Genomic DNA, 20,722 nt, shown 5'->3' on the forward strand with positions numbered 1-20,722 from the left:
TCCTCAGCTAAGTCTTTGCTTCTGCTGATTAATCCCGGACAATCGCGCCCCTGTTTCGGCCAGGGCGCTGCCTGTCAGCTTTTTCTGACTCGTCCTGACCGAGTGGCAAGTGACCGGAATGCGGAGATCCGACCGGATGAATGATCAGGCCAATAGCGTTGATGAACGCTATGAAGCGGCGGCACCAGCAAGCCTCAGCAGCTGGAATCGCCATGACACCACCTGGATGCTGGGCCTGTTTGGCACGGCGATTGGTGCGGGTACCCTGTTTTTGCCGATCAACGCAGGCCTCGGCGGTTTCTGGCCGCTGTTGATCCTGGCGTTGTTGGCGTTCCCCATGACCTTTTACGCGCACCGTGGCCTGACCCGCTTCGTGCTATCCGGTCGCGCGGGGGCAGACATCACGGAAGTCGTCGAAGAGCATTTCGGGATCAAGGCCGGCGCCCTGATCACCTTGCTGTACTTCTTCGCGATCTTCCCGATCCTGCTGATCTACAGCGTTGCCCTGACCAACACCGTGGGCAGTTTCCTCGAACACCAGTTGCACATCATGCCGCCGCCACGGGCGATTCTGTCGTTCGTGCTGATCCTAGGTCTGCTGGCCGTGGTGCGCTGCGGCGAGCAGATGATCGTCAAGGCCATGAGCCTGATGGTGTATCCGTTCATCGTGGCGCTGCTGTTTCTGGCGGTGTTCCTGATTCCGCACTGGAACGGCGGCATTCTCGAAACCGCGAGCACCTTGCCCGAGCCTTCGGCGTTGCTGCACACGCTATGGCTGGCGATTCCGGTGATGGTGTTCTCGTTCAACCACTCGCCGATCATCTCGGCCTTTGCGGTGGACCAGAAGCGTCGTTATGGTGTGCACGCCGAAGAGCGCAGCTCGCAAATCCTCTCCCGCGCTCACACCCTGATGGTGGTGATGGTGCTGTTCTTTGTCTTCAGTTGCGTGCTGACTTTGTCGCCCGCACAACTGGCTGAGGCCAAGGCGCAGAACCTGTCGATCCTGTCGTACCTGGCCAACCACTTCAGCAATCCGACGATCGCGTTCGCTGCGCCGTTGATTGCGTTCGTGGCGATTTCCAAATCGTTCCTGGGCCACTACATCGGCGCCAGCGAAGGTCTCAAGGGGCTGATCGTCAAGAGCGGTCGTCGTCCGGCACCGAAGACCCTGGACCGTATGACCGCAGCGTTCATGCTGGTGGTCTGCTGGATCGTCGCAACACTGAACCCAAGCATTCTGGGGATGATCGAAACCCTCGGTGGCCCGGTCATCGCAGCGATTCTGTTCCTGATGCCGATGTACGCGATCCGCAAGGTACCGGCCATGGCGCGTTATCGCGGCCAGGCCTCTAACGTCTTCGTGACGCTGGTAGGCCTGGTGGCGATTTCGGCGCTGATCTACTCGCTGACAGCCTGAGTCCGTAGCGGCTCGGTCCGGAAAGCCCGGGCCGGGCCGTTACGCATAAACGCCTGATTCAACGAAGTAACGGCCGCTGACTGCGCGAGAAGCGCAGCGCGGCCGTTTTTCTGGTACGCCGCAAAGCTCAGGGCGACCACGTGATCCTGGTTCACCCGTTGCGGTTGGCCAAGACGTCTCAGCAGCACGCCATTACGCAAGAAGTAACGCTCCAGCGCCGGCGTGGTGACCGCGACCACTTCGTTCGCGCCCAGCTCCCAGGCCGCGTTCAAACTGTGCCAGAACACCCGCATTGGCAGTTTTCCCTGTTCGAGCGCACTGGCGGCAAAACGCGATATTTCCCAGGCATCGTTGCGCCGTGGGACGGGTTGGTCGCAGAGAAAGGAAAATTCCTCGGACAGCAGATACGGCTCGGTGGTCGGCAGTAGCCGGGCGCAGCCGTGGACATGTTGCTGTGGGTCAAGGGCGATGATGTAGCGCGTTTCGTTGTGGTCGAACTGATCGAATTCGCGCCCTGGCAATGCGCTGGAGGTCTCGAGTTGCCAGCCAAGGTGCTTGATGAAGACCTTGTGCCGGTAGCGGCCCAGGTCGTCATGCAGGCCGGGAGAGAGTTCGTGATGGTGCCGCGAAATAACGGTGATCATGGGTCGATGTCCTTATCGTGGTGTGAGGGGTCAGATCAGCCCAAGCACCGCTGCATAGGCGGCCGCCAGGGTTTTGTTGGAAGCACCGAACTTCTTCTGAACAATTTTCAGATGGAAATTTACGGTATTCACCGAGATGCCAAGGATCAGCGCAATTTCACCGGAGCTTTTGCCGTCTGCGGTCCATTGCAGGATTTCCCGCTCGCGTTGGCTGAGCTCGATGGTTTCGCCGAGTGTCGGAGGGTGGGCGATGTCGCCGAGCCGTGAGCTCACCAGTTCGATGATGCAGCGCAGGCGCAAGCGGATTTCCTCGTACTGCGCCTCGGCAACGGCCGTTTGATCGCGCGCAACCGAGAGTACGCACAGTGAGTTGTTCGGCGCGTGGGCGGGCACGGTCACCCCGACTCGCAGACCCCAGTCCTGGGCTTCATGCCATAGGTTGGGGCTGCGGTCGAAGAGGGCATCGTTCCACACGATCAGTTGGTTGGAGCGCAATCCATTGAGGATCGAAGGATCGATCGCGGCATAGTTTTGCTGGTGGTAATGCTCCATCCATTGCAGGGGGTAAGAACCGTAGATCTCGGTTTTGGGTCGGGTGAAGGGGATCGAATGGCGTACTCCGTAAGCGTAGTAATCAAAACCCAGTTGCTGAACTTCCTGTTCCAGAAGCGCAAAAATTCCTGGCGCATTCTGTTGCTCGAGTACTTTCATGCGCAGGTCATTCCACCATTGCATGAAATCTCTATCCCTTTCCATGGCAGTCGCCTTGATTCCGTGCACAGGAGGGAATCTAGTCCACGACGACTCGCTGTCAATGTTTAATGACACCTTTATGGCCATCGCAAGCGCTCTGGCCCGGCTTTCTGGCGTTTTCAGGCGCAGCGGAACCGGATGACATTGGACCGTTGCGTTTGCACCGGTTCAGCCGGGCGAGCGAGCAAACGGCCTAACAGTGCGCTATGCACTCGTGCCGCCGAGCAATTCGACTCCAGGTCCAGGAAGTGCCCGGTGTCTTCGATGACCGAAAAGCTGCAAGTAGCAATGTAGCGTTGAAATAGCAGTGCATCTTCGGCGGTGGTGTATTCATCCCGGCTGCCGTTGACGAAGTGCACGGGGCTGGCAATGTCGCTGAAGCGCTGCAGATAGCCGCTTCCATTGAGGTTCAGCAGCTGATTGATATGGAAGCGCGCTTGCCGGAATTCGGCACTGGCCAGCGAAGCCACATATTGGTGATTGGCGACTTTCAAGCGCTGCGGCAAGTGTTTGCCGACGGTATCGTTGAGCAGATGACCTATGGCTGACGCGTCGTCCCGTTCAATCAGCTCCTGGGCCTGCTTCACATAGTCGAGCATGGCGTGGTTGAGGACGGGAGCGAACGCGGTGACCGCCGAACTGATGATGCTCGGCGGGTTATGCGCGAGGGTCAGCAAGGTCGAAAGGCCACCCCAGGAGGTCGACACCAGGTGATTGACCTCAAAGCGTTCGATCAGCGCCAGCAGAATTCCGACTTCGTCCTCTTTGCTGACCAGCTCTTGATCCGGATTGTGCGGGCGCGACTGACCGGCAAACGGCAGATCGAACAGCACGACATTGAAATGCTCCGCCAGGCATTTTCTGGTTCGGGCGAACGCCGCGGTGGTCGCCAGCGCGCCATTGACCAGCATCACGGTGTTGCGGCGCGGGTCGTTGCCCACTCGTTCGATGTAGATCCGATAGTGCTTGAATACGTTATTGATCACCCAATGGTCACTCGACATCACAACATCTCCAGCATTAACTTCGAAAAGCGCGCAATCGTCAGCCAGCACAATCCTGTTCGGAGTTGAACGGTTGGAAGGTTTTTAACAAGCACTCAGAATCCGGACAACTACCTGATCTGGTAGGGCGTGTTGCCGGGCGCTGCTGGAAATACAGTTGCGCAACCTCCGGCCGAGGCGTTCTAGGCGGTGACCAACGGCTGATTAACGACTACGCTTGTGCTTGAAAAACAACGTGATGGGCTGTCTGCCTTGTGCCGTCGTCGGTGATTTGACCGGCTTGTAATTGCTTGTCTGGAGACACCGATTGCCGACTGAGCCACCGATTACTTCATCCAGAACCACACCTGAGAGTCCGAATCGTTGGCAGGACCTGTTGGCCGGGCTGTCGATTGCCGGTCTGTTGTTGCCAGAGGCTGTCGCTTACTCAAGTATTGCCGCCCTGGCGCCTCAGGCGGGGGTAATTGCGCTGTTCGCCGGCTTGCTCTGTTATGGACTGTTTGGCACCAGCCGATTTGCCATCGTTTCCGCAACCTCTTCGTCAGCCGCCGTGCTGGCGGCCGCCACGGCGACACTGGCCAATGGCGACCCGCAACTTCGTGCAAGCCTGGCCATCGGGCTGGTACTGGTGACTGGCGCGTTCTTTTTGCTGGCCGGGCTGTTCAGGCTTGGCAGTGTGACGTCGTTCATTGCCAAGCCGGTATTGCGCGGCTTTGCCTTTGGGCTGGCGCTGACGATCATCCTTAAACAGTTCGCCAGCGTGGTCGGCGTGCACCTGAGCAACGGCAATCCGATTCACTTTTTACCGCAGTTGCTGGAGCAACTGCCTCAGTGGAACTGGGCCGCCGCCGGTGTGGCTGCAGTGGCGCTGGCCTTGTTGTGGTTGTTCGGGCGGCTCCGGCGCTTGCCGGGTGGCTTGCTGGTGGTGGTGATCGGCATCGTGGCGGGGCAATGGTTGAACCTGCCAGCCTACGGGGTCAGGATGATCGGGGTTATCGACCTTGGCCTGGAGATTCCGAAGCTGCCGGTGCTGCCTTTTGCCGACTGGTTACGCCTGGGAGAATTGGGCTTTGCCATGGTGATGATCCTGTATGCGGAGTCCTACGGTTCGATCAGTTCCTTCGCACTCAAACACGGTGATCGGGTGACCTCGAACCGGGATTTGCTGGCGTTGGGGGCGTCGAACCTGGTGTCCGGGTTGTTTCACGGGATGCCGGCAGGGGCGGGCTATTCCGCGACTTCCGCGAATGAGGCCGCCGGTGCGACGTCGCGTTTGGCCGGTGGCGTGGCAGCGCTGGTGGTGCTGATCATCGTCCTGACAGTGCTGCCTTATATCGCCTTGACCCCTGAACCGATACTGGCCGCGATCGTCATGCATGCGCTGGGCCGTGGCTTGAGCCTGCAACCGTTGGGGCGCTATTTCGTCTGGCGACGTGATCGCCTGTTGGTGATCTGCGCCGTGGCGGCCGTGTTGGTGTTGGGGGTGCTGGACGGTTTGCTGGTGGCGGTAGCGATCAGTGTGCTGCTGATGCTCAAGCAAATGTCAGCGGCGGATATCCAGGTTCTCGGGCACATCGGCACCGGGCACGATTTTGTCGACATGCAACGTCATCCATTGGCCAAGGCTGTGCCGGGGATGCTGATTGTCCGACCGGGCGAAGCGCTGTTTTTTGCTAACGCGGAGCGAATTCTCGGCGGCGCATTGCACTTGATTCGGCACTCTGAAACGCCGATTCACACGGTGATTCTCAGCCTGGAAGAATCGCCGGACCTGGACGGCACCAGCATCGAGGCGTTGCAGGAGTTTTTCTTGCGGGTACGCAACGAAGGCAAGTGCCTGGTGCTGGCGCGTCTCAAACTGGAGGCGCAAGCGGCCCTCTCGGCGCTACCGGAGGCTGAGCGTGCGCAGGTTACTCTCTGCGATTTGAGCGTCGACGGCGCGGTGCAGGAGGCGCTCAGCGCGTAAGGGCAAAACCTTCCGGCATAAAAAAACGCCGCGCACCTTACGATGCGCGGCGTTTTTCATGGCGTTGTAACGTTAGGCTTGAACGACCGGGATGTTGGCGTTCGCTGCAGCTTCACGGAACTCGGCGATCTGGTCGAAACTCAGGTAGCGATAGACATCGCTGGCCATGGTGTCGATTTCTTTCGCGTAGGCCATGTACTCCTCGACGGTCGGCAGGCGACCCAGGATCGAAGCCACCGACGCCAGCTCGGCCGAAGCCAGGTAGACGTTGGCGCCATCGCCAAGACGGTTCGGGAAGTTACGGGTCGAGGTCGACACGACGGTGGAGTTCGGTTCAACGCGAGCCTGGTTACCCATGCACAGCGAGCAGCCCGGCATTTCCATGCGCGCGCCAGCCTTGCCGTAGATGCCGTAGTAGCCTTCTTCGGTCAGTTGGTGAGCGTCCATCTTGGTCGGCGGCGACAGCCACAGACGGGTTGGCAGCTGACCCTTGACCTGATCCAGCAGTTTACCGGCAGCGCGGAAGTGACCGATGTTGGTCATGCACGAACCGATGAACACTTCATCGATCTTCTCGCCAGCAACGCTGGACAGCAGACGGGCGTCGTCCGGATCGTTTGGCGCGCAGAGCACAGGCTCCTTGATGTCGGCCAGGTCGATTTCGATGGTTTCAGCGTATTCGGCGTCAGCATCGGCAACCATCAGCTCAGGGTTGGCGATCCAGGCTTCCATCGCTTGAGCACGACGTTCCAGGGTGCGCGCATCGCCGTAGCCTTCGCCGATCATCCAGCGCAGCAGGGTGATGTTGGAGCTCAGGTACTCGGTGATCGACTCTTTCGACAGCTTGATGGTGCAACCGGCAGCCGAACGTTCAGCCGAGGCGTCGGACAGCTCGAAGGCTTGTTCGATGCTCAGGTTGTCCAGGCCTTCGATTTCCAGGATGCGGCCGGAGAAGGCGTTCTTCTTGCCTTTCTTCTCTACGGTCAGCAGGCCAGCCTGGATCGCGTAGTAAGGAATGGCGTGAACCAGGTCACGCAGGGTGACGCCCGGTTGCATTTTGCCTTTGAAGCGCACCAGGATCGATTCCGGCATGTCCAGTGGCATTACACCAGTGGCTGCGGCGAATGCGACCAGACCGGAACCGGCCGGGAACGAGATGCCCATCGGGAAACGGGTGTGCGAGTCACCACCGGTGCCGACGGTGTCCGGCAGCAGCATGCGGTTCAGCCAGCTGTGGATGATACCGTCGCCCGGACGCAGGGAAACGCCGCCGCGGGTCATGATGAAGTCTGGCAGGGTGTGGTGGGTGGTGACGTCGATCGGCTTTGGATAGGCCGCGGTGTGGCAGAAGGACTGCATCACCAGATCGGTCGAAAAGCCCAGGCACGCCAGGTCTTTCAGTTCGTCACGGGTCATCGGGCCAGTGGTGTCCTGGGAACCGACGGTGGTCATTTTCGGTTCGCAGTAGGTACCTGGACGAACGCCAGCTACGCCGCACGCCTTGCCGACCATTTTCTGCGCCAGGGTGAAACCCTTGGTGCTTTCAGCCGGAGCTTCCGGCTTCTTGAACAGGTCGGACGGTGGCAGACCCAGTTCGGCACGCGCCTTCTCGGTCAGGCCACGGCCGATGATCAGCGGGATACGACCGCCGGCACGGACTTCGTCGAGCAGGACCGGGGTCTTCATTTCGAAGGTGGTCAGGATTTCGTCGCTGTTGTGCTTGGTGACTTTACCGGCATGAGGGTACAGGTCGATCACGTCGCCCATGTTCATGTTGGTCACGTCGAATTCGATTGGCAGTGCGCCGGCATCTTCCATGGTGTTGTAGAAGATCGGAGCGATTTTGCTGCCGAAGCAGAAACCGCCAGCGCGCTTGTTCGGCACATAAGGAACGTCGTCGCCGAAGAACCACAGCACCGAGTTGGTTGCCGATTTACGCGAAGAGCCGGTACCCACGACGTCGCCGACGTAGGCGATCGGGAAACCTTCGCCGCGCATGGTTTCGATCTGTTTCATCGGACCGGTAACGCCTTGCTCGTCCGGCACGATACCGTCACGGGCCATTTTCAGCATGGCCAGGGCGTGCAGCGGGATGTCTGGACGCGACCAGGCATCAGGAGCAGGGGACAGGTCGTCGGTGTTGGTTTCGCCGGTGACCTTGAACACGCGCAGGCTGATCTTGTCGGCCAGCACCGGGCGGTTCTTGAACCACTCGCCGTCAGCCCAGGATTGCAGTACGCCTTGAGCGTGAACGTTGCCGTTCTTGGCTTTTTCCGCGACGTCGTGGAAAGCATCGAACATCAGCAGGGTGTGCTTGAGTTGCGCTGCAGCGACGGCGGCCAGTTCGGCGGAGTCGAGCAGGTCAACCAGGGTCACGATGTTGTAGCCGCCTTGCATGGTGCCCAGCAGTTCAACAGCGCGTTTTTTGTCGATCAGGGGAGAAGTGGCTTCGCCTTTGGCCAACGCAGACAGGAAGCCGGCCTTTACATAGGCTGCTTCGTCCACGCCAGGCGGAACTCGATTGGTGATCAGGTCAACGAGGAAAGCTTCTTCGCCAGCAGGAGGATTCTTCAGCAGCTCAACCAGGCCTGCAGTTTGTTCGGCGTTAAGCGGCTGGGGAACGATACCCAGTGCTGCACGCTCTTCGATATGTTTGCGGTAGGCTTCAAGCACAGTTATTACCCTCATCAGTGGTCCCAAATGGGTGTCCGGGACGCTCATCCCGAAATTGCCGTACTCATGCGCTGCGTGGCGTTGTGGGCCGCTTAGCCAGAATTACCGACAATTCCTTACAGAAGCTGCTTTCAAAGTTTTACGCCTGCAGAACGGGGAGCTGATGAGGGTTGGCGTTGGGCTTTTCCCCGCTGGAAAAACCCTTCGCCAACACCGCTCTGAAGGAACGACTGTGCTCGTGACGCTTTGAAAACAGCTTCTAACGGACATTGGCGCCTTAAAAGGCTGGCTGATTCTACGGCAAAAAAAATTTAAAGGTAAGTTAGCCTCTGAACTTTGAGGGGTGATGAATGTTAGACAAAGGGCTAACATGCCGACCTGTTTTGCTTTCTCGCGTCCTGCCTACCTATGCCCAATCAAACCATCAAGACTCCCTGTGTCGGCCTCTGTTCCACTGTTTACGGTGATCTGGTGTGCCGCGGCTGCAAGCGTTTCCACCATGAAGTGATTCACTGGAACGGTTACAACGAGGAAGAAAAGCGCGCCGTCTGGCTGCGTCTTGAGCAGCTGTTGGTGCAAGTGATGGCCGGGAAGCTCGAGATTTTCGATCCCTGGCGCCTGCGTGAGCAGCTGGAGCAGCGAAAGATCCGTTTTGTGCCGCATCAGTCGGAATATTGCTGGGCGTACCAGTTGATCGCCCGGGGGGCGCGGGTCATCAACAATCTCGAAGCCTATGGGATGGTGTTGCTGCCGGAGTTCCGCGACTGGAACCTGCCGGAGTTGCGCGATGCCATTGATCGGGAATTCTTCCTGCTGTCGGAAGCGCATTACCAGCGCTATATCGCGCCGGGTTTCCTCAGGGATGCGTTTGGCGGCTGATCCTGGCGGCCTGACAGCCGACCGATCTCTAGCAGGTGTACATATCCATTTCTGCGGTAACGGCCACTTAGGGTTTCGCCTGACGGCGACTCACTTTTTTTACAAGCGCCTAAAAAAAGTAAGCAAAAAAACGCTCGCCCCAAGCGTCCGGCACCTCGCCTAGGCTCGGCGTCCCCTTGCTCCGGTATTCATCAGGGGGCATCGCCTACGGTCTGCTTCGCGACGACCTCCTCTCGATGTGTCCGGCTGCGCCGTACGGCGCTGCGCGCCCACCCCCTGATGAACACCTGCGCTCGGCCTGCCGAAGGGGCGGGTGGATCAAGATCAACAGCGGCAGGCGAGCTAACGCTCGGCCTGTTGAGTGGTGGGGGTGTGCCACTGGTGATCTTTGGAGCTGCCCCGGGCTGCGATCTTTCGATCTTTAGTTGTCGTAACCGAGATTCGGCGCCAACCAACGCTCACTCACACTCAGCTCCTGGCCCTTGCGAGCGGTGTAGCTCTGCACTTGATCCTTGTCGATTTTGCCCACGGCAAAGTACTGCGCCTGCGGGTGGGCGAAGTACCAGCCGCTGACCGCGGCGGCCGGGAACATCGCGTAGTGCTCGGTGAGGAACACCCCGCTGCGACCGGCATGCATTTCGCTGGCCTCGGGATCCAGCAGCGCGAACAGCGTACCTTTCTCGGTGTGGTCCGGGCAGGCCGGATAGCCGGGGGCAGGGCGGATGCCGGTGTATTGCTCCTTGATCAGCGCCTCGTTGTCGAGGGTCTCGTCCTTGGCATAACCCCAGTAGTTTTTACGGACCTGCTGGTGCAGCCATTCGGCACAGGCCTCGGCCAGACGGTCGGCCAGTGCCTTGACCATGATCGAGTTGTAGTCGTCGCCAGCGTCCTGGTAGGCCTTGGCGACTTCTTCGGCGCCGATCCCGGCGGTGGTAATAAAGCCGCCGACATAGTCGGTAATGCCGCTGTCTTTCGGCGCGACGAAGTCGGCCAGGGAGAAGTTCGGCTTGCCGTCGGTCTTGATGATCTGCTGGCGCAGGTGATGCAAGCGGGCCAGCGGCTTGCCGTCATCGCCGTAGACTTCCAGGTCATCGTCGTGCACCTGATTGGCCGGCCAGAAGCCAAACACCGCACGCGCGCTGATGAGCTTCTCGTCGATCAGTTTGGCGAGCATTTCCTGCGCGTCGGCGTACAGCGCGGTGGCGGCTTCGCCGACCACTTCGTCCTGGAGGATGCGCGGGAATTTACCGGCCAGGTCCCAGGAGATGAAGAACGGCGTCCAGTCGATGTACTCGGCCAGCACCTTCAAGTCGATGTTGTCCAGCACCTTGGCGCCGGTGAAAGTCGGCGTGACCGGTTCGTAAGAACTCCAGTCGAACTGCGGCTTCTTGGCGATCGCCGCCGGGTAGCTCAAGCGCTCGGTGCGGGCGCTGCGGTTGGCGGTGCGCTCGCGGACTTCGATGTATTCCTCGCGGGTTCTCTCGACGAAGCCGGCCTTCAGTTCCTTGGACAGCAACTGCGTCGCCACGCCGACCGCGCGTGAGGCGTCGGTGACGTAGACCACCGCGTCGTTGCTGTACTTGGGCTCGATCTTCACCGCCGTGTGGGCCTTGGAGGTGGTCGCGCCACCGATCATCAGCGGCAGATGGAAATCCTGGCGCTGCATCTCGCGGGCCACGTGGACCATCTCGTCCAGCGAAGGCGTGATCAAACCGGACAGACCGATGATGTCGCACTTCTGCTCTTTGGCCACTTGCAGGATTTTTTCGGCCGGGACCATCACGCCGAGGTCGACGATGTCGTAGCCGTTACAGCCAAGCACCACGCCGACAATGTTCTTGCCGATGTCGTGCACGTCGCCCTTGACCGTGGCCATCAGGATCTTGCCCTTGGCTTCCGGCTTGTCGCCTTTTTCCAGTTCGATGAACGGGATCAGGTGCGCCACTGCCTGCTTCATCACGCGGGCGGATTTCACCACCTGCGGCAGGAACATCTTGCCGGCGCCAAACAGGTCGCCAACGATGTTCATGCCGGACATCAGCGGGCCTTCGATGACCTCGATTGGCCGGGCGAAGGACAGCCGGGACTCTTCGGTGTCTTCCACAATGTGTGTGGTGATGCCTTTGACCAGTGCGTGCTCAAGACGCTTGTTGACGTCCCAGTTGCGCCATTCTTCGGTCTCGGCTTCCTTGACGCTGCCATCGCCCTTGTACTTGTCGGCAATCGCCAACAGGGCGTCAGTGCCTTCCGGGGTGCGGTTGAGGATCACGTCCTCGACGGCATCGCGCAGTTCGGCCGGGATCTGGTCGTAGATCTCCAATTGGCCGGCGTTGACGATACCCATGGTCAGGCCGTTGCGGATTGCATACAGCAGGAACACCGAGTGGATCGCTTCACGCACCGGGTTGTTGCCACGGAACGAGAACGACACGTTGGACACGCCGCCCGAGGTCAGCGCGTAGGGCAGTTCGTCACGGATATAGGCGCAGGCGTTGATGAAGTCGACGGCATAGTTGTTGTGTTCTTCGATACCGGTGGCGACGGCGAAGATGTTCGGGTCGAAGATGATGTCTTCCGGCGGGAAGTCGACTTCATTGACCAGAATGTCGTAGGAGCGTTTGCAGATCTCCTTTTTGCGCGCTTCGGTGTCGGCCTGGCCGGCTTCGTCGAAGGCCATCACCACCACGGCCGCGCCGTAGCGCTTGCACAGTTTGGCGTGCTGAATGAACTGCTCGACGCCTTCCTTCATGCTGATGGAGTTGACGATGCCCTTGCCCTGGATGCACTTGAGGCCGGCTTCGATCACTTCCCATTTCGACGAATCGATCATGATCGGCACGCGGGAGATGTCCGGCTCGCCAGCGATCAGATTGAGGAAGGTCACCATGGCCTTCTTCGAATCGAGCATCCCTTCGTCCATGTTGATGTCGATCACCTGCGCACCGGCTTCGACCTGTTGCAGGGCGACTTCCAGCGCTTCGGTGTAGTTGTCTTCACGGATCAAGCGGGCGAATTTGGCGGAGCCGGTGATGTTGGTTCGTTCGCCGACGTTGACGAACAGCGAGCTGCGATCGATGGTGAACGGTTCCAGGCCCGACAGGCGGCACGCCTTGGGAATGTCCGGAATCTGCCGCGGCGCATAGCCGGCGACCGCTTTGGCGATGGCCTCGATGTGCCCCGGCGTGGTGCCGCAGCAGCCGCCGACGATGTTCAGGAAACCGCTTTGGGCGAACTCTTCGATGACCTTGGCGGTTTCCACCGGCAGCTCATCGTATTCACCGAATTCATTCGGCAGGCCGGCGTTCGGGTGCGCCGACACGTAGGTGCTGGCCTTGTTCGACAGTTCTTCCAGGTACGGACGCAGCTCGCGGGCGCCAAGGGCGCAGTTCAGGCCGACGGAAATCGGCTTGGCGTGGGCAATGGAGTTCCAGAAGGCTTCGGTGGTCTGGCCGGACAGCGTGCGGCCGGAGGCATCGGTGATGGTCCCGGAAATCATGATCGGCAGTTCGAAGCCGACTTCCTCGAACACGCCCTGCACGGCGAAGATCGCGGCTTTGGCGTTCAGGGTGTCGAAAATGGTTTCGATCAGGATCAGGTCAGCGCCGCCTTCGATCAGGCCCTTGGTGGCCTCGGTGTAGTTCTCCACCAGTTCATCGAAGGTCACGTTGCGGTAGCCGGGGTTGTTCACGTCCGGCGACAGCGAGCAGGTGCGGCTGGTCGGGCCCAGGACACCGGCGACAAAGCGTGGTTTGTCCGGGGTTTCGAGGGTCTTGGCGTCTGCCACCTTGCGCGCAAGGCGTGCGCCTTCTACGTTTAACTCGTACGCCAGGCCCTGCATGCCGTAGTCGGCCTGGGATACCTGGGTGGCGTTGAAGGTGTTGGTTTCCAGAATGTCGGCACCGGCATCCAGGTATTGCTTCTCGATCGCCCCGATCACGTCCGGGCGGCTCAGTATCAGCAAGTCGTTGTTACCCTTGACGTCGCTTGGCCAGTCGGCAAAGCGTTTGCCACGGTAGTCCTGCTCCTCGAGCTTGAAGCTCTGGATCATTGTGCCCATACCGCCATCGAGAATCAGGATGCGCTCTTTGAGGGCTTGCTTGAGGACGTGTAGGCGAGCACTGCGATCGGACATTGGGACTACCTGGTAAGGCCATTACGAAGGGGCGGAATCATAGCAAACCTGTGCGCTTTTAGAGCATGAGCTGCTTTTGCATGAATATCGCTCATGTTGATGGGCGGGCCAGGACGGTAGAATCGCGACGTTTTTTCATGATCGGGACCAGGGATATGTCGTATCGCGTTTTCATCAGCCTCTTTGTGCTGCTTATAAGCAGTGCCGCCACAGCACAAGGCACGGCGCCGGTGATTTCCTATACCCGCGACATTCAGCCGATCTTCACTGAAAAATGCGTGGCCTGCCATGCCTGCTATGACGCCGCCTGTCAGCTCAATCTGGGCAGTGGCGAAGGTGCGGCGCGTGGCGCGAACAAGATTCCGGTCTACGCCGGCGAGCGCAGCAAGGCGTCGGAGCCGACACGGCTGTTTTATGACGCCTTTGGCAAAGCCGCCTGGCAACGCAAGGACTTCTACTCGGTACTCGATGCCCAGGGCAGTCAGGCTGCGCTGATGGCGCGCATGCTGGAACTCGGCCACCGGACGCCGCTGCAACCTAACGCCAAGTTGCCGGAAGAGATTGTGCTGGGGCTCGAGCGCGAGAATATGTGTCCGATGCCGGGCGAGTTCGACGCCTATGCCGGGGCCCATCCGAAAGAAGGCATGCCGCTGGCGGTGACCGGGCTGACCGATCAGCAATACCAGACGCTGCAACGCTGGCTGGCTTCCGGTGCGCCGATCGACCAGCAGGGCCTGGTCCCCAGCGCCAGGGAAGCCTTGCAGGTGGTGCAGTGGGAGAACCTGCTCAACGCTCCAGGCGCCCGGGAAAGTCTGGTGGCGCGCTGGTTGTTCGAGCACTGGTTTCTGGCGCATATCTACTTCAAGGATGGCGAGCCGGGGCACTTCTTCCAGTGGGTGCGTTCACGCACACCGACGGGCCAGCCGATCGATCTGATCAACAGCCGTCGCCCGAACGATGATCCGGGCACCCAGGTGTATTACCGCTTGTGGCCGGTGCAAGGGGTGATCGTGCACAAGACGCACATCACCTATCCGCTGAGCCCGGCGAAAATGGCCCGGATCAAAACCCTGTTCTACAACGGCAACTGGCAGGTCCTCGCCTTGCCCGGTTATGGCCCGGAACGTCGGGCCAATCCGTTCGAGACCTTCCAGGCGATTCCGGCCCAGGCGCGGTATCAGTTCATGCTCGATAACGCGGAATACTTCGTGCGCACCTTTATCCGTGGCCCGGTTTGTCGCGGGCAGGTCGCCACCGATGTGATCCGCGACAACTTCTGGGCGTTCTTCCAGGCGCCGGAGCACGATCTGTACATCACCGATCCGAGTTATCGCGGCAGGGCCACGCCATTGCTGGCCATGCCCGGCCAGAATGACGATGTCGGCAGCGTGTTGAGCCTGTGGCATGCCTACCGCGACAAGCGTAACGAGTACGAAGCCTTGCGCCGTGACACCTACGCCAAAGCACACGCGCCGAGTTGGTCGACCTTGTGGGCCGGTAATGACAACGCCTTGCTGAGCATCTTTCGACATTTTGACAGTGCTTCGGTGAGCAAGGGCCTGATCGGTGAAGTGCCGCAGACCATGTGGCTATTCGACTACCCGTTGCTGGAGCGCACCTATTATCAGTTGGCGGTCAACTTCGATGTGTTCGGCAACGTTTCCCATCAGGCGCAGACCCGGCTGTATTTCGACTTGATCCGTAACGGCGCCGAGCAGAACTTCCTGCGCCTGATGCCGGCCGATTCACGCGACGGGTATCTGGACGACTGGTATCAGAGCAGCGGCAAATTCAAGATGTGGCTGGATTATGAAAGCATCGACAACGACAAGCCGACTGCGCTGAAACTCGACGAGAAAGACCCGAAACGCGACTTCGCCCAGCAATTGCTGATGCGTTACGGCGACCTGAACGCCAGGCCTGATCCAATCAACCGCTGCGACGGGGCTTATTGCTCACGGCCCAACATCGATCCGGCCTTGCAGAATGCCGAGCAGGCGTTGAGTCGACTGACCGCACGCCCGGCGGCCGGGCTCAAGGTGATCGATCAGTTGCCGGAAGCGACGATGCTGCGCATCGAAAGTCGCAGTGGCAAGCGCGAGGTGTACAGTCTGCTGCGCAACCGTGCCCACAGCAACGTGGCGTTCCTGCTTGGCGAGGCGCTGCGCTATCAGCCGGGGCTGGACACATTGACCATTTATCCCGGTGTGCTCAGCAGCTACCCGAACTTCATGTTCAATATTCCCGCTGACCAAGTGCCGGCGTTTGTCACTGAGATGGAGAATGCCAAGGATGCCCAGAGCTTCGAGAAAATCGTCGAGCGCTGGGGTATCCGCCGTAGTCATCCGCAGTTCTGGCAGTATTTCCACGATTTGAGTCGCTATATCCACGAAACCGATCCGGTGGAAGAGGGCGTACTGGACATGAATCGCTACGAAAACCTCTGATCGACTCGCCGGTCGCCCTTGCGGCGGCCGGTTCTTTCCCGACATAAATACTGGGACTTTGTCCGGCGCGATGATTGGCGTAAACTGCGCGCAAGCCTGCGAGGAACTTCCATGACCGCCATTACTATTACCGACGCCGCCCACGATTATCTGGCTGATCTGCTCTCCAAGCAGAACACCCCGGGGATTGGCATTCGGGTCTTTATCACCCAGCCTGGCACTCAATACGCCGAAACCTGCATTGCCTATTGCAAGCCGGGCGAAGAAAAACCTGAAGACACGGCGCTGGGGCTCAAAAGCTTCACCGCCTACATCGACTCGTTCAGCGAAGCGTTCCTGGACGATGCGGTGGTCGACTACGCCACTGACCGCATGGGCGGCCAGCTGACCATCAAGGCGCCAAACGCCAAAGTACCGATGGTCAATGCCGACAGCCCGGTCAACGAGCGCATCAACTACTACCTGCAAACCGAAATCAACCCGGGGCTGGCCAGCCACGGCGGTCAGGTCAGCCTGATCGATGTGGTTGAAGACGGCATCGCCGTGCTGAAGTTCGGTGGCGGCTGCCAGGGCTGCGGCCAGGCTGACGTGACCCTGAAGGAAGGCATCGAGCGCACGCTGCTTGAGCGTATTCCCGAGCTCAAAGGTGTACGTGACGTGACCGACCACACGCAGAAAGAAAACGCCTACTACTAAGGTGTTCGCTGCGACATGAAAAAACGGCGCCCGTGAGCGCCGTTTTTTTATGGATGAAATTCACTGACGCCATCGCGAGCAGGCTCGCTCCCACAGGGGATGCGCGGTCAAATGTGGGAGCGAGCCTGCTCGCGATGAGGGCCTATGGGCGATACAGGTGAGCATGCCCGGCGCGGTACAGCGACGATTCGCTAAAGGTGTCACTGCCCAACACCCGGCCCACCAGAATCAGCGCCGTACGCCGAAATCCCTTGGCCTGAACCTTTTCGGCGATGTCTGTCAGCGTTCCCAGCACCCAATCCTGATCCGGCCAGCTGGCCCGATGAACCACCGCAATCGGGCAGTCCGCGCCGTAATGCGGCAGCAGCTGCGCGACGATTTTCTCCAGGTGATTGACCCCCAGATGAATCGCCATAGTCGCGCCATGCCGGGCCAGGCTGCTGAATTCTTCGCCCGGCGGCATCGCGGTCTTGTCGGCGTAGCGGGTCAGGATGACGCTTTGCGAGATGTCCGGCAGCGTCAGCTCGGTACCCAACAGCGCTGCGCAAGCGGCCGTGGCGGTGACGCCGGGGATGATTTCAAACGGGATATTCAGTTCGCGCAGGTAACGAATCTGCTCGCCGATCGCCCCATACAGGCTCGGATCGCCGGAATGCACGCGCGCCACATCCTGGCCTTTATCGTGGGCGATTCTGATCAGTTCGATGATCTGTTCCAGGTGCAATTCGGCGCTGTTGACCACCTGTTCAGCCTGATGGCCTTGCAGTACGGCTTCAGGCACCAGCGAGCCGGCGTAAATGATCACCGGGCAGCTGCGAATCAGCCGCTGACCCTTGACCGTGATCAGTTCCGGGTCGCCGGGACCTGCGCCAATGAAGTAGACGGTCATGGCCGGCTCCTGTGAAAAATTGTCAAAGCAAGGCTTCAGATGAAGATTGCTCATGATCGAAGGCGGGGATTATCGAGGATTTTAGGCGGCGCCGGCCAATGCAAACGTTGCTTGGGCATATTTTTGTCGCGGGATCAGCAATTTTGCCGGTGCCTGCGCCAGTTGTTCGGCGAGGGCCAGTGCGGCACTTTCCGCTATGCCGTAGCAGCCGGTGCGCTCGAAAGCGATTTGCGAGCGATGGCTGAGTTGCGGTTGATAGCCGGCCAATTGTTCGCTGCTGAAGCACAGTAATGGCAGCGCCAGTTGTGCGGCCAACTCGATCAGGCCAGGTTCATCACGTTTCAGGTCGATGCTGGCCAGGGCCTTGATCGCCTGCAATTCGATGTGATGAGCCTGTAATGCCTGATCGAGCAACGCGCGCAGCGTGCTGGCCGGACAGCCGCGCTGGCAGCCCAGACCGACCACCAGGGTCGGCGCTACGCGCGTTTCACTCATGCGTGGTATTGGCCATCGCTTTTGCGGCGGAACAACCAGGCGCTGATCAGGCCCATGGCCAGCCAGAACGCGGCGTTGGTCAGCTGCGAGGCGATCTTGAATTGCGCTTCGAGGGCTTCGGGGGCCAGCATCGAATGCACTTCAGGTTGTGGCGCGCCGATGATGTGCGGCACGGCCAGAATGGCGACACCGAGCACTTTCAGCAGCCAATGCCGGGCGAACACGATCAGCGCGATACCGACAGCAGTGGAGGCTGCCGTGCTGATCCACCAGATCTGCCGTTGAGTCAGGTCTGCGGCGGCAGTCCCCGGCAATTCCGGCGGCAAGCCCAGGGTCGGTGCGAGGACGAAGGTCGCGTAACCGGCCAGTCCCCAGAGCAGACCTTGGGAGGTGCGAGTCGGGGCGCGCAGGGTGTAGAGCCCGGCGAGCATCAGCGCAAAACCGACGGCAACCACCAGATTGCCGCCAGTGGTCGACAGCACGCGCTGCCAGCCATCTTCCGGTTCCCAAGCCTCTGCATCGTGGGTGTGGCCAGCCATGGTGCCTTCGGCATGTTCATGGACTTCAGTCGTCGGGGCTTTTTCGTAGGTCTCCGCCTGCAGAATCAGCGGTGCGACCCAGAAGCTTTGCAGCAGGGTCAGCAGCAGGGCGGCCAGTAAACCGGTGAAACCTGCGGTTTGCGCAATACGCTTGATCATCTCGGCAGGCCTCAATGGCACGGGAAGGCGGAGCTGTGACGGGTATCGTGGGCCGCGTTGTGCACCGCGTCGATGTGCGAGAAACCGGCGAAATACACAAGGCATGCGCCCAGGAACGATGCGCCGATAGCGGCAACAAGGCGTTGGCTCAGGGTGGCGGTGCTGCTGGCGGTGACGTGGCGAGTGCTGCTGATGATCGACATGGCGCTTCCCTCTGGTCAGTCAGTGGGTGAGTCGAGCGCATGCAAACCCCCGCGAGCCGGGCACGCAGAGGCTAAAACAGCGCCCGCCCACCGCGGGTTTGTTATTGATGTGTTGCGGGCCGGTCTCCGGGCTCACGAGGGGCTGGCATTCGCCGAACCTGCAAGAATCGCCTTCCCATGCCGAACTGCTGGCACAGTGGATCTGATTCTTCGCTCGCTTACCGTTGCGGGGGCAGCACCGGACTGACATGGCTTTTGAGTAAAGCACATGATTCACCGGTTTCCCGTTTCACCCTGTGAAGGGCACCCGTAACAAGGCGTGTAGGAGAGCATGGGCGAGGGCGGGTCGTCAATTGGCAAGCGTTCTCAGTTGGAAGCTGCGGTGCTCCCATCGCGGGCACAGCCGCTACACACTCAGGTGAACATTGACCCGCCCCGATGCGATGCGTAGCCTTGCGCTTTCGAGGTTCTTTGGTGCGTGCGCCGAAGCTAAGAAGGGAACGCGGTCGATGCCGCGGCTGCCCCCGCAACTGTGAACGGTTTCGTTTCTGCCATGCCACTGCGCTCTTTTGTTTTCAGGCGCGGGAAGGTGCAGGAACCGCCAGTCGAAAGACTGGCCCACCGTCAGCCAGGAGACCTGCCTCGATACAGATTCTCACTACAACCGGGCGGGGTGATCCGGTGGCGAATTCTTCCGCGCGCTCAAGCGCCGCCGGTTGTCGTCCCGTATGCCCGCCACCTTGCCAAAGGGCATCCGATGAAAACACTGGCCAAACTTCCTGTCACCATCGTCACCGGTTTCCTCGGTTCGGGCAAAACCACCTTGCTGCGACATATGCTCGATAACGCCCAGGGCCGGCGCATCGCGGTGATCGTCAACGAGTTCGGCGAACTGGGCATCGACGGCGAAATCCTCAAGCAGTGCTCCATCGGCTGCACCGAAGAAGAAGCCAACGGCCGCGTGTATGAGCTGGCCAACGGCTGCCTGTGCTGCACGGTTCAGGAAGAGTTCTTCCCGGTGATGCGCGAACTGGTCGCCCGTCGCGGTGACCTCGACCACATCCTCATCGAAACCTCCGGTCTGGCCCTGCCAAAACCGCTGGTGCAAGCTTTCCAGTGGCCGGAAATCCGTAGCGCTTGCACCGTGGATGCGGTGATCACCGTAGTCGACAGCCCCGCTGTGGCCGCCGGCACCTTCGCCGCGTTCCCGGACCAGGTCGATGCCCAGCGCAAACTCGACCCGAACCTGGACCACGAATCGCCGCTGCACGAGTTGTTCGCCGATCAACTGGCCAGTGCCGACCTGGTGATCCTCAACAAGGCCGACCTGATCAGCCCTGCGGATCTGGCCAAAGTGCGCCTGGAAGTCGCTGAAGAATTGCCACCCGCAGTGAAAATCATCGAAGCCAGCAGCGGTCGCCTGCCACTGGACGTGTTGATCGGCCTGGGTGCCGGCTCTGAAGAACACATCGACAGCCGTCACAGCCACCACGACCATCACCATGATGGCGACGATCATGACGACCATGATCACGACGCCTTCGATTCGATTTCCATCGAACTGCCGCAAGCCGATGAAAGCCTGTTGCTCGATGCCCTGACTCAATTGGTGGTCCAGCACGGCATCCTGCGAGTCAAGGGTTTCGCCGCGATCCCGAACAAACCGATGCGCTTGCTGATCCAGGGCGTGGGCACGCGTTTCGACAAGCATTTCGACCGTCAGTGGGGCGCAGACGAAGCGCGCAGCACCCGTCTGGTGCTGATCGGCCAGCAACTGGACGCCGCCTTGCTCGAAGCGCAATTGCGCGCCGCGCTCAGCGTTTAAC

At 60.1% G+C, this 20,722-nt stretch carries 15 protein-coding genes and 2 riboswitches; of the genes, 6 read left to right on the forward strand and 9 right to left on the reverse strand.

Going from position 1 to position 20,722, the window contains the following annotated elements; all coding sequences use genetic code 11:
* The first annotated feature begins 136 nt into the window (after positions 1 to 136).
* On the forward strand, positions 137 to 1,417 hold the full coding sequence (locus tag FPT12_RS12280; protein WP_145016494.1) for a serine/threonine transporter: 1,281 nt from the start codon (positions 137 to 139) through the stop codon (positions 1,415 to 1,417).
* Here FPT12_RS12280 and FPT12_RS12285 read toward each other — a convergent pair.
* The 3 genes from FPT12_RS12285 to FPT12_RS12295 all read right to left on the reverse strand — a co-directional run bounded on the left by FPT12_RS12285 (position 1,399) and on the right by FPT12_RS12295 (position 3,818).
* Complete coding sequence (locus tag FPT12_RS12285; RefSeq protein ID WP_145016495.1) at positions 1,399 to 2,061, reverse strand: acyl-homoserine-lactone synthase; 663 nt, start codon at positions 2,059 to 2,061, stop codon at positions 1,399 to 1,401. The genes FPT12_RS12280 and FPT12_RS12285 overlap by 19 nt on opposite strands.
* A gap of 30 nt (positions 2,062 to 2,091) precedes the next feature.
* Positions 2,092 to 2,817 carry an autoinducer binding domain-containing protein gene (locus FPT12_RS12290; protein ID WP_145016496.1) on the reverse strand — a complete coding sequence of 242 codons (726 nt, stop codon included), beginning with the start codon at positions 2,815 to 2,817 and terminating at the stop codon, positions 2,092 to 2,094.
* A gap of 116 nt (positions 2,818 to 2,933) precedes the next feature.
* Complete coding sequence (locus FPT12_RS12295; protein ID WP_145016497.1) at positions 2,934 to 3,818, reverse strand: alpha/beta fold hydrolase; 885 nt, start codon at positions 3,816 to 3,818, stop codon at positions 2,934 to 2,936.
* A 307-nt stretch (positions 3,819 to 4,125) separates the two neighbouring features.
* Between FPT12_RS12295 and FPT12_RS12300 the strand changes: the two genes are divergently transcribed.
* Positions 4,126 to 5,784, forward strand: coding sequence for a SulP family inorganic anion transporter (locus tag FPT12_RS12300; protein WP_256676715.1), 1,659 nt, complete (start codon positions 4,126 to 4,128; stop codon positions 5,782 to 5,784).
* A gap of 72 nt (positions 5,785 to 5,856) precedes the next feature.
* Here FPT12_RS12300 and acnB read toward each other — a convergent pair whose 3' ends face one another.
* Positions 5,857 to 8,457, reverse strand: a complete 2,601-nt coding sequence (gene acnB / locus FPT12_RS12305) for a bifunctional aconitate hydratase 2/2-methylisocitrate dehydratase (protein ID WP_145016573.1) — start codon at positions 8,455 to 8,457, stop codon at positions 5,857 to 5,859.
* 408 nt (positions 8,458 to 8,865) lie between these two features.
* Here acnB and FPT12_RS12310 point away from each other — a divergent pair, with 408 nt between their 5' ends.
* Positions 8,866 to 9,336, forward strand: a complete 471-nt coding sequence (locus tag FPT12_RS12310; RefSeq protein WP_145016498.1) for a DUF1289 domain-containing protein — start codon at positions 8,866 to 8,868, stop codon at positions 9,334 to 9,336.
* Positions 9,337 to 9,757: 421 nt separating this feature from the next.
* Here the strand turns inward: FPT12_RS12310 and metH are convergent, their stop codons facing one another.
* On the reverse strand, positions 9,758 to 13,468 hold the full coding sequence (metH, locus tag FPT12_RS12315) for a methionine synthase (protein WP_145016499.1): 3,711 nt from the start codon (positions 13,466 to 13,468) through the stop codon (positions 9,758 to 9,760).
* A gap of 155 nt (positions 13,469 to 13,623) precedes the next feature.
* On the opposite strand from metH, the gene FPT12_RS12320 reads away from it, so the two are divergent.
* Positions 13,624 to 15,915: a fatty acid cis/trans isomerase gene (locus tag FPT12_RS12320; protein WP_145016500.1), complete on the forward strand. Its 2,292-nt coding sequence runs from the start codon at positions 13,624 to 13,626 to the stop codon at positions 15,913 to 15,915.
* A 111-nt stretch (positions 15,916 to 16,026) separates the two neighbouring features.
* The gene (gene nfuA / locus FPT12_RS12325; RefSeq protein ID WP_007946504.1) at positions 16,027 to 16,611 is read left to right on the forward strand and encodes a Fe-S biogenesis protein NfuA; all 585 of its coding nucleotides are present in this window, start codon (positions 16,027 to 16,029) and stop codon (positions 16,609 to 16,611) included.
* Between the two features lie 142 nt (positions 16,612 to 16,753).
* Here the strand turns inward: nfuA and cobM are convergent, their stop codons facing one another.
* The 4 genes from cobM to FPT12_RS12345 form a co-directional block, all read right to left on the reverse strand.
* Positions 16,754 to 17,500 carry a precorrin-4 C(11)-methyltransferase gene (cobM, locus tag FPT12_RS12330; protein WP_145016501.1) on the reverse strand — a complete coding sequence of 249 codons (747 nt, stop codon included), beginning with the start codon at positions 17,498 to 17,500 and terminating at the stop codon, positions 16,754 to 16,756.
* Between the two features lie 81 nt (positions 17,501 to 17,581).
* Positions 17,582 to 17,995, reverse strand: a complete 414-nt coding sequence (locus tag FPT12_RS12335) for a cobalamin biosynthesis protein (protein WP_145016502.1) — start codon at positions 17,993 to 17,995, stop codon at positions 17,582 to 17,584.
* A complete protein-coding gene (locus FPT12_RS12340) occupies positions 17,992 to 18,693 on the reverse strand; it encodes a CbtA family protein (RefSeq protein ID WP_145016503.1) in 702 nt (233 codons plus the stop codon). Before FPT12_RS12340 ends, FPT12_RS12335 begins: the two co-directional genes overlap by 4 nt.
* Positions 18,694 to 18,704: 11 nt before the next feature.
* Positions 18,705 to 18,896 carry a CbtB-domain containing protein gene (locus FPT12_RS12345; protein WP_145016504.1) on the reverse strand — a complete coding sequence of 64 codons (192 nt, stop codon included), beginning with the start codon at positions 18,894 to 18,896 and terminating at the stop codon, positions 18,705 to 18,707.
* 99 nt (positions 18,897 to 18,995) lie between these two features.
* A riboswitch (cobalamin riboswitch) is annotated at positions 18,996 to 19,222 on the reverse strand.
* A 121-nt stretch (positions 19,223 to 19,343) separates the two neighbouring features.
* Positions 19,344 to 19,556: riboswitch (cobalamin riboswitch) on the forward strand.
* A gap of 97 nt (positions 19,557 to 19,653) precedes the next feature.
* Here FPT12_RS12345 and cobW point away from each other — a divergent pair.
* Positions 19,654 to 20,721: a cobalamin biosynthesis protein CobW gene (gene cobW / locus FPT12_RS12350; protein ID WP_145016505.1), complete on the forward strand. Its 1,068-nt coding sequence runs from the start codon at positions 19,654 to 19,656 to the stop codon at positions 20,719 to 20,721.
* Position 20,722: the final 1 nt, after the last annotated feature.

The organism is Pseudomonas sp. H3(2019) (assembly GCF_007713465.1).
In the GTDB taxonomy this organism is placed as follows: domain Bacteria; phylum Pseudomonadota; class Gammaproteobacteria; order Pseudomonadales; family Pseudomonadaceae; genus Aquipseudomonas.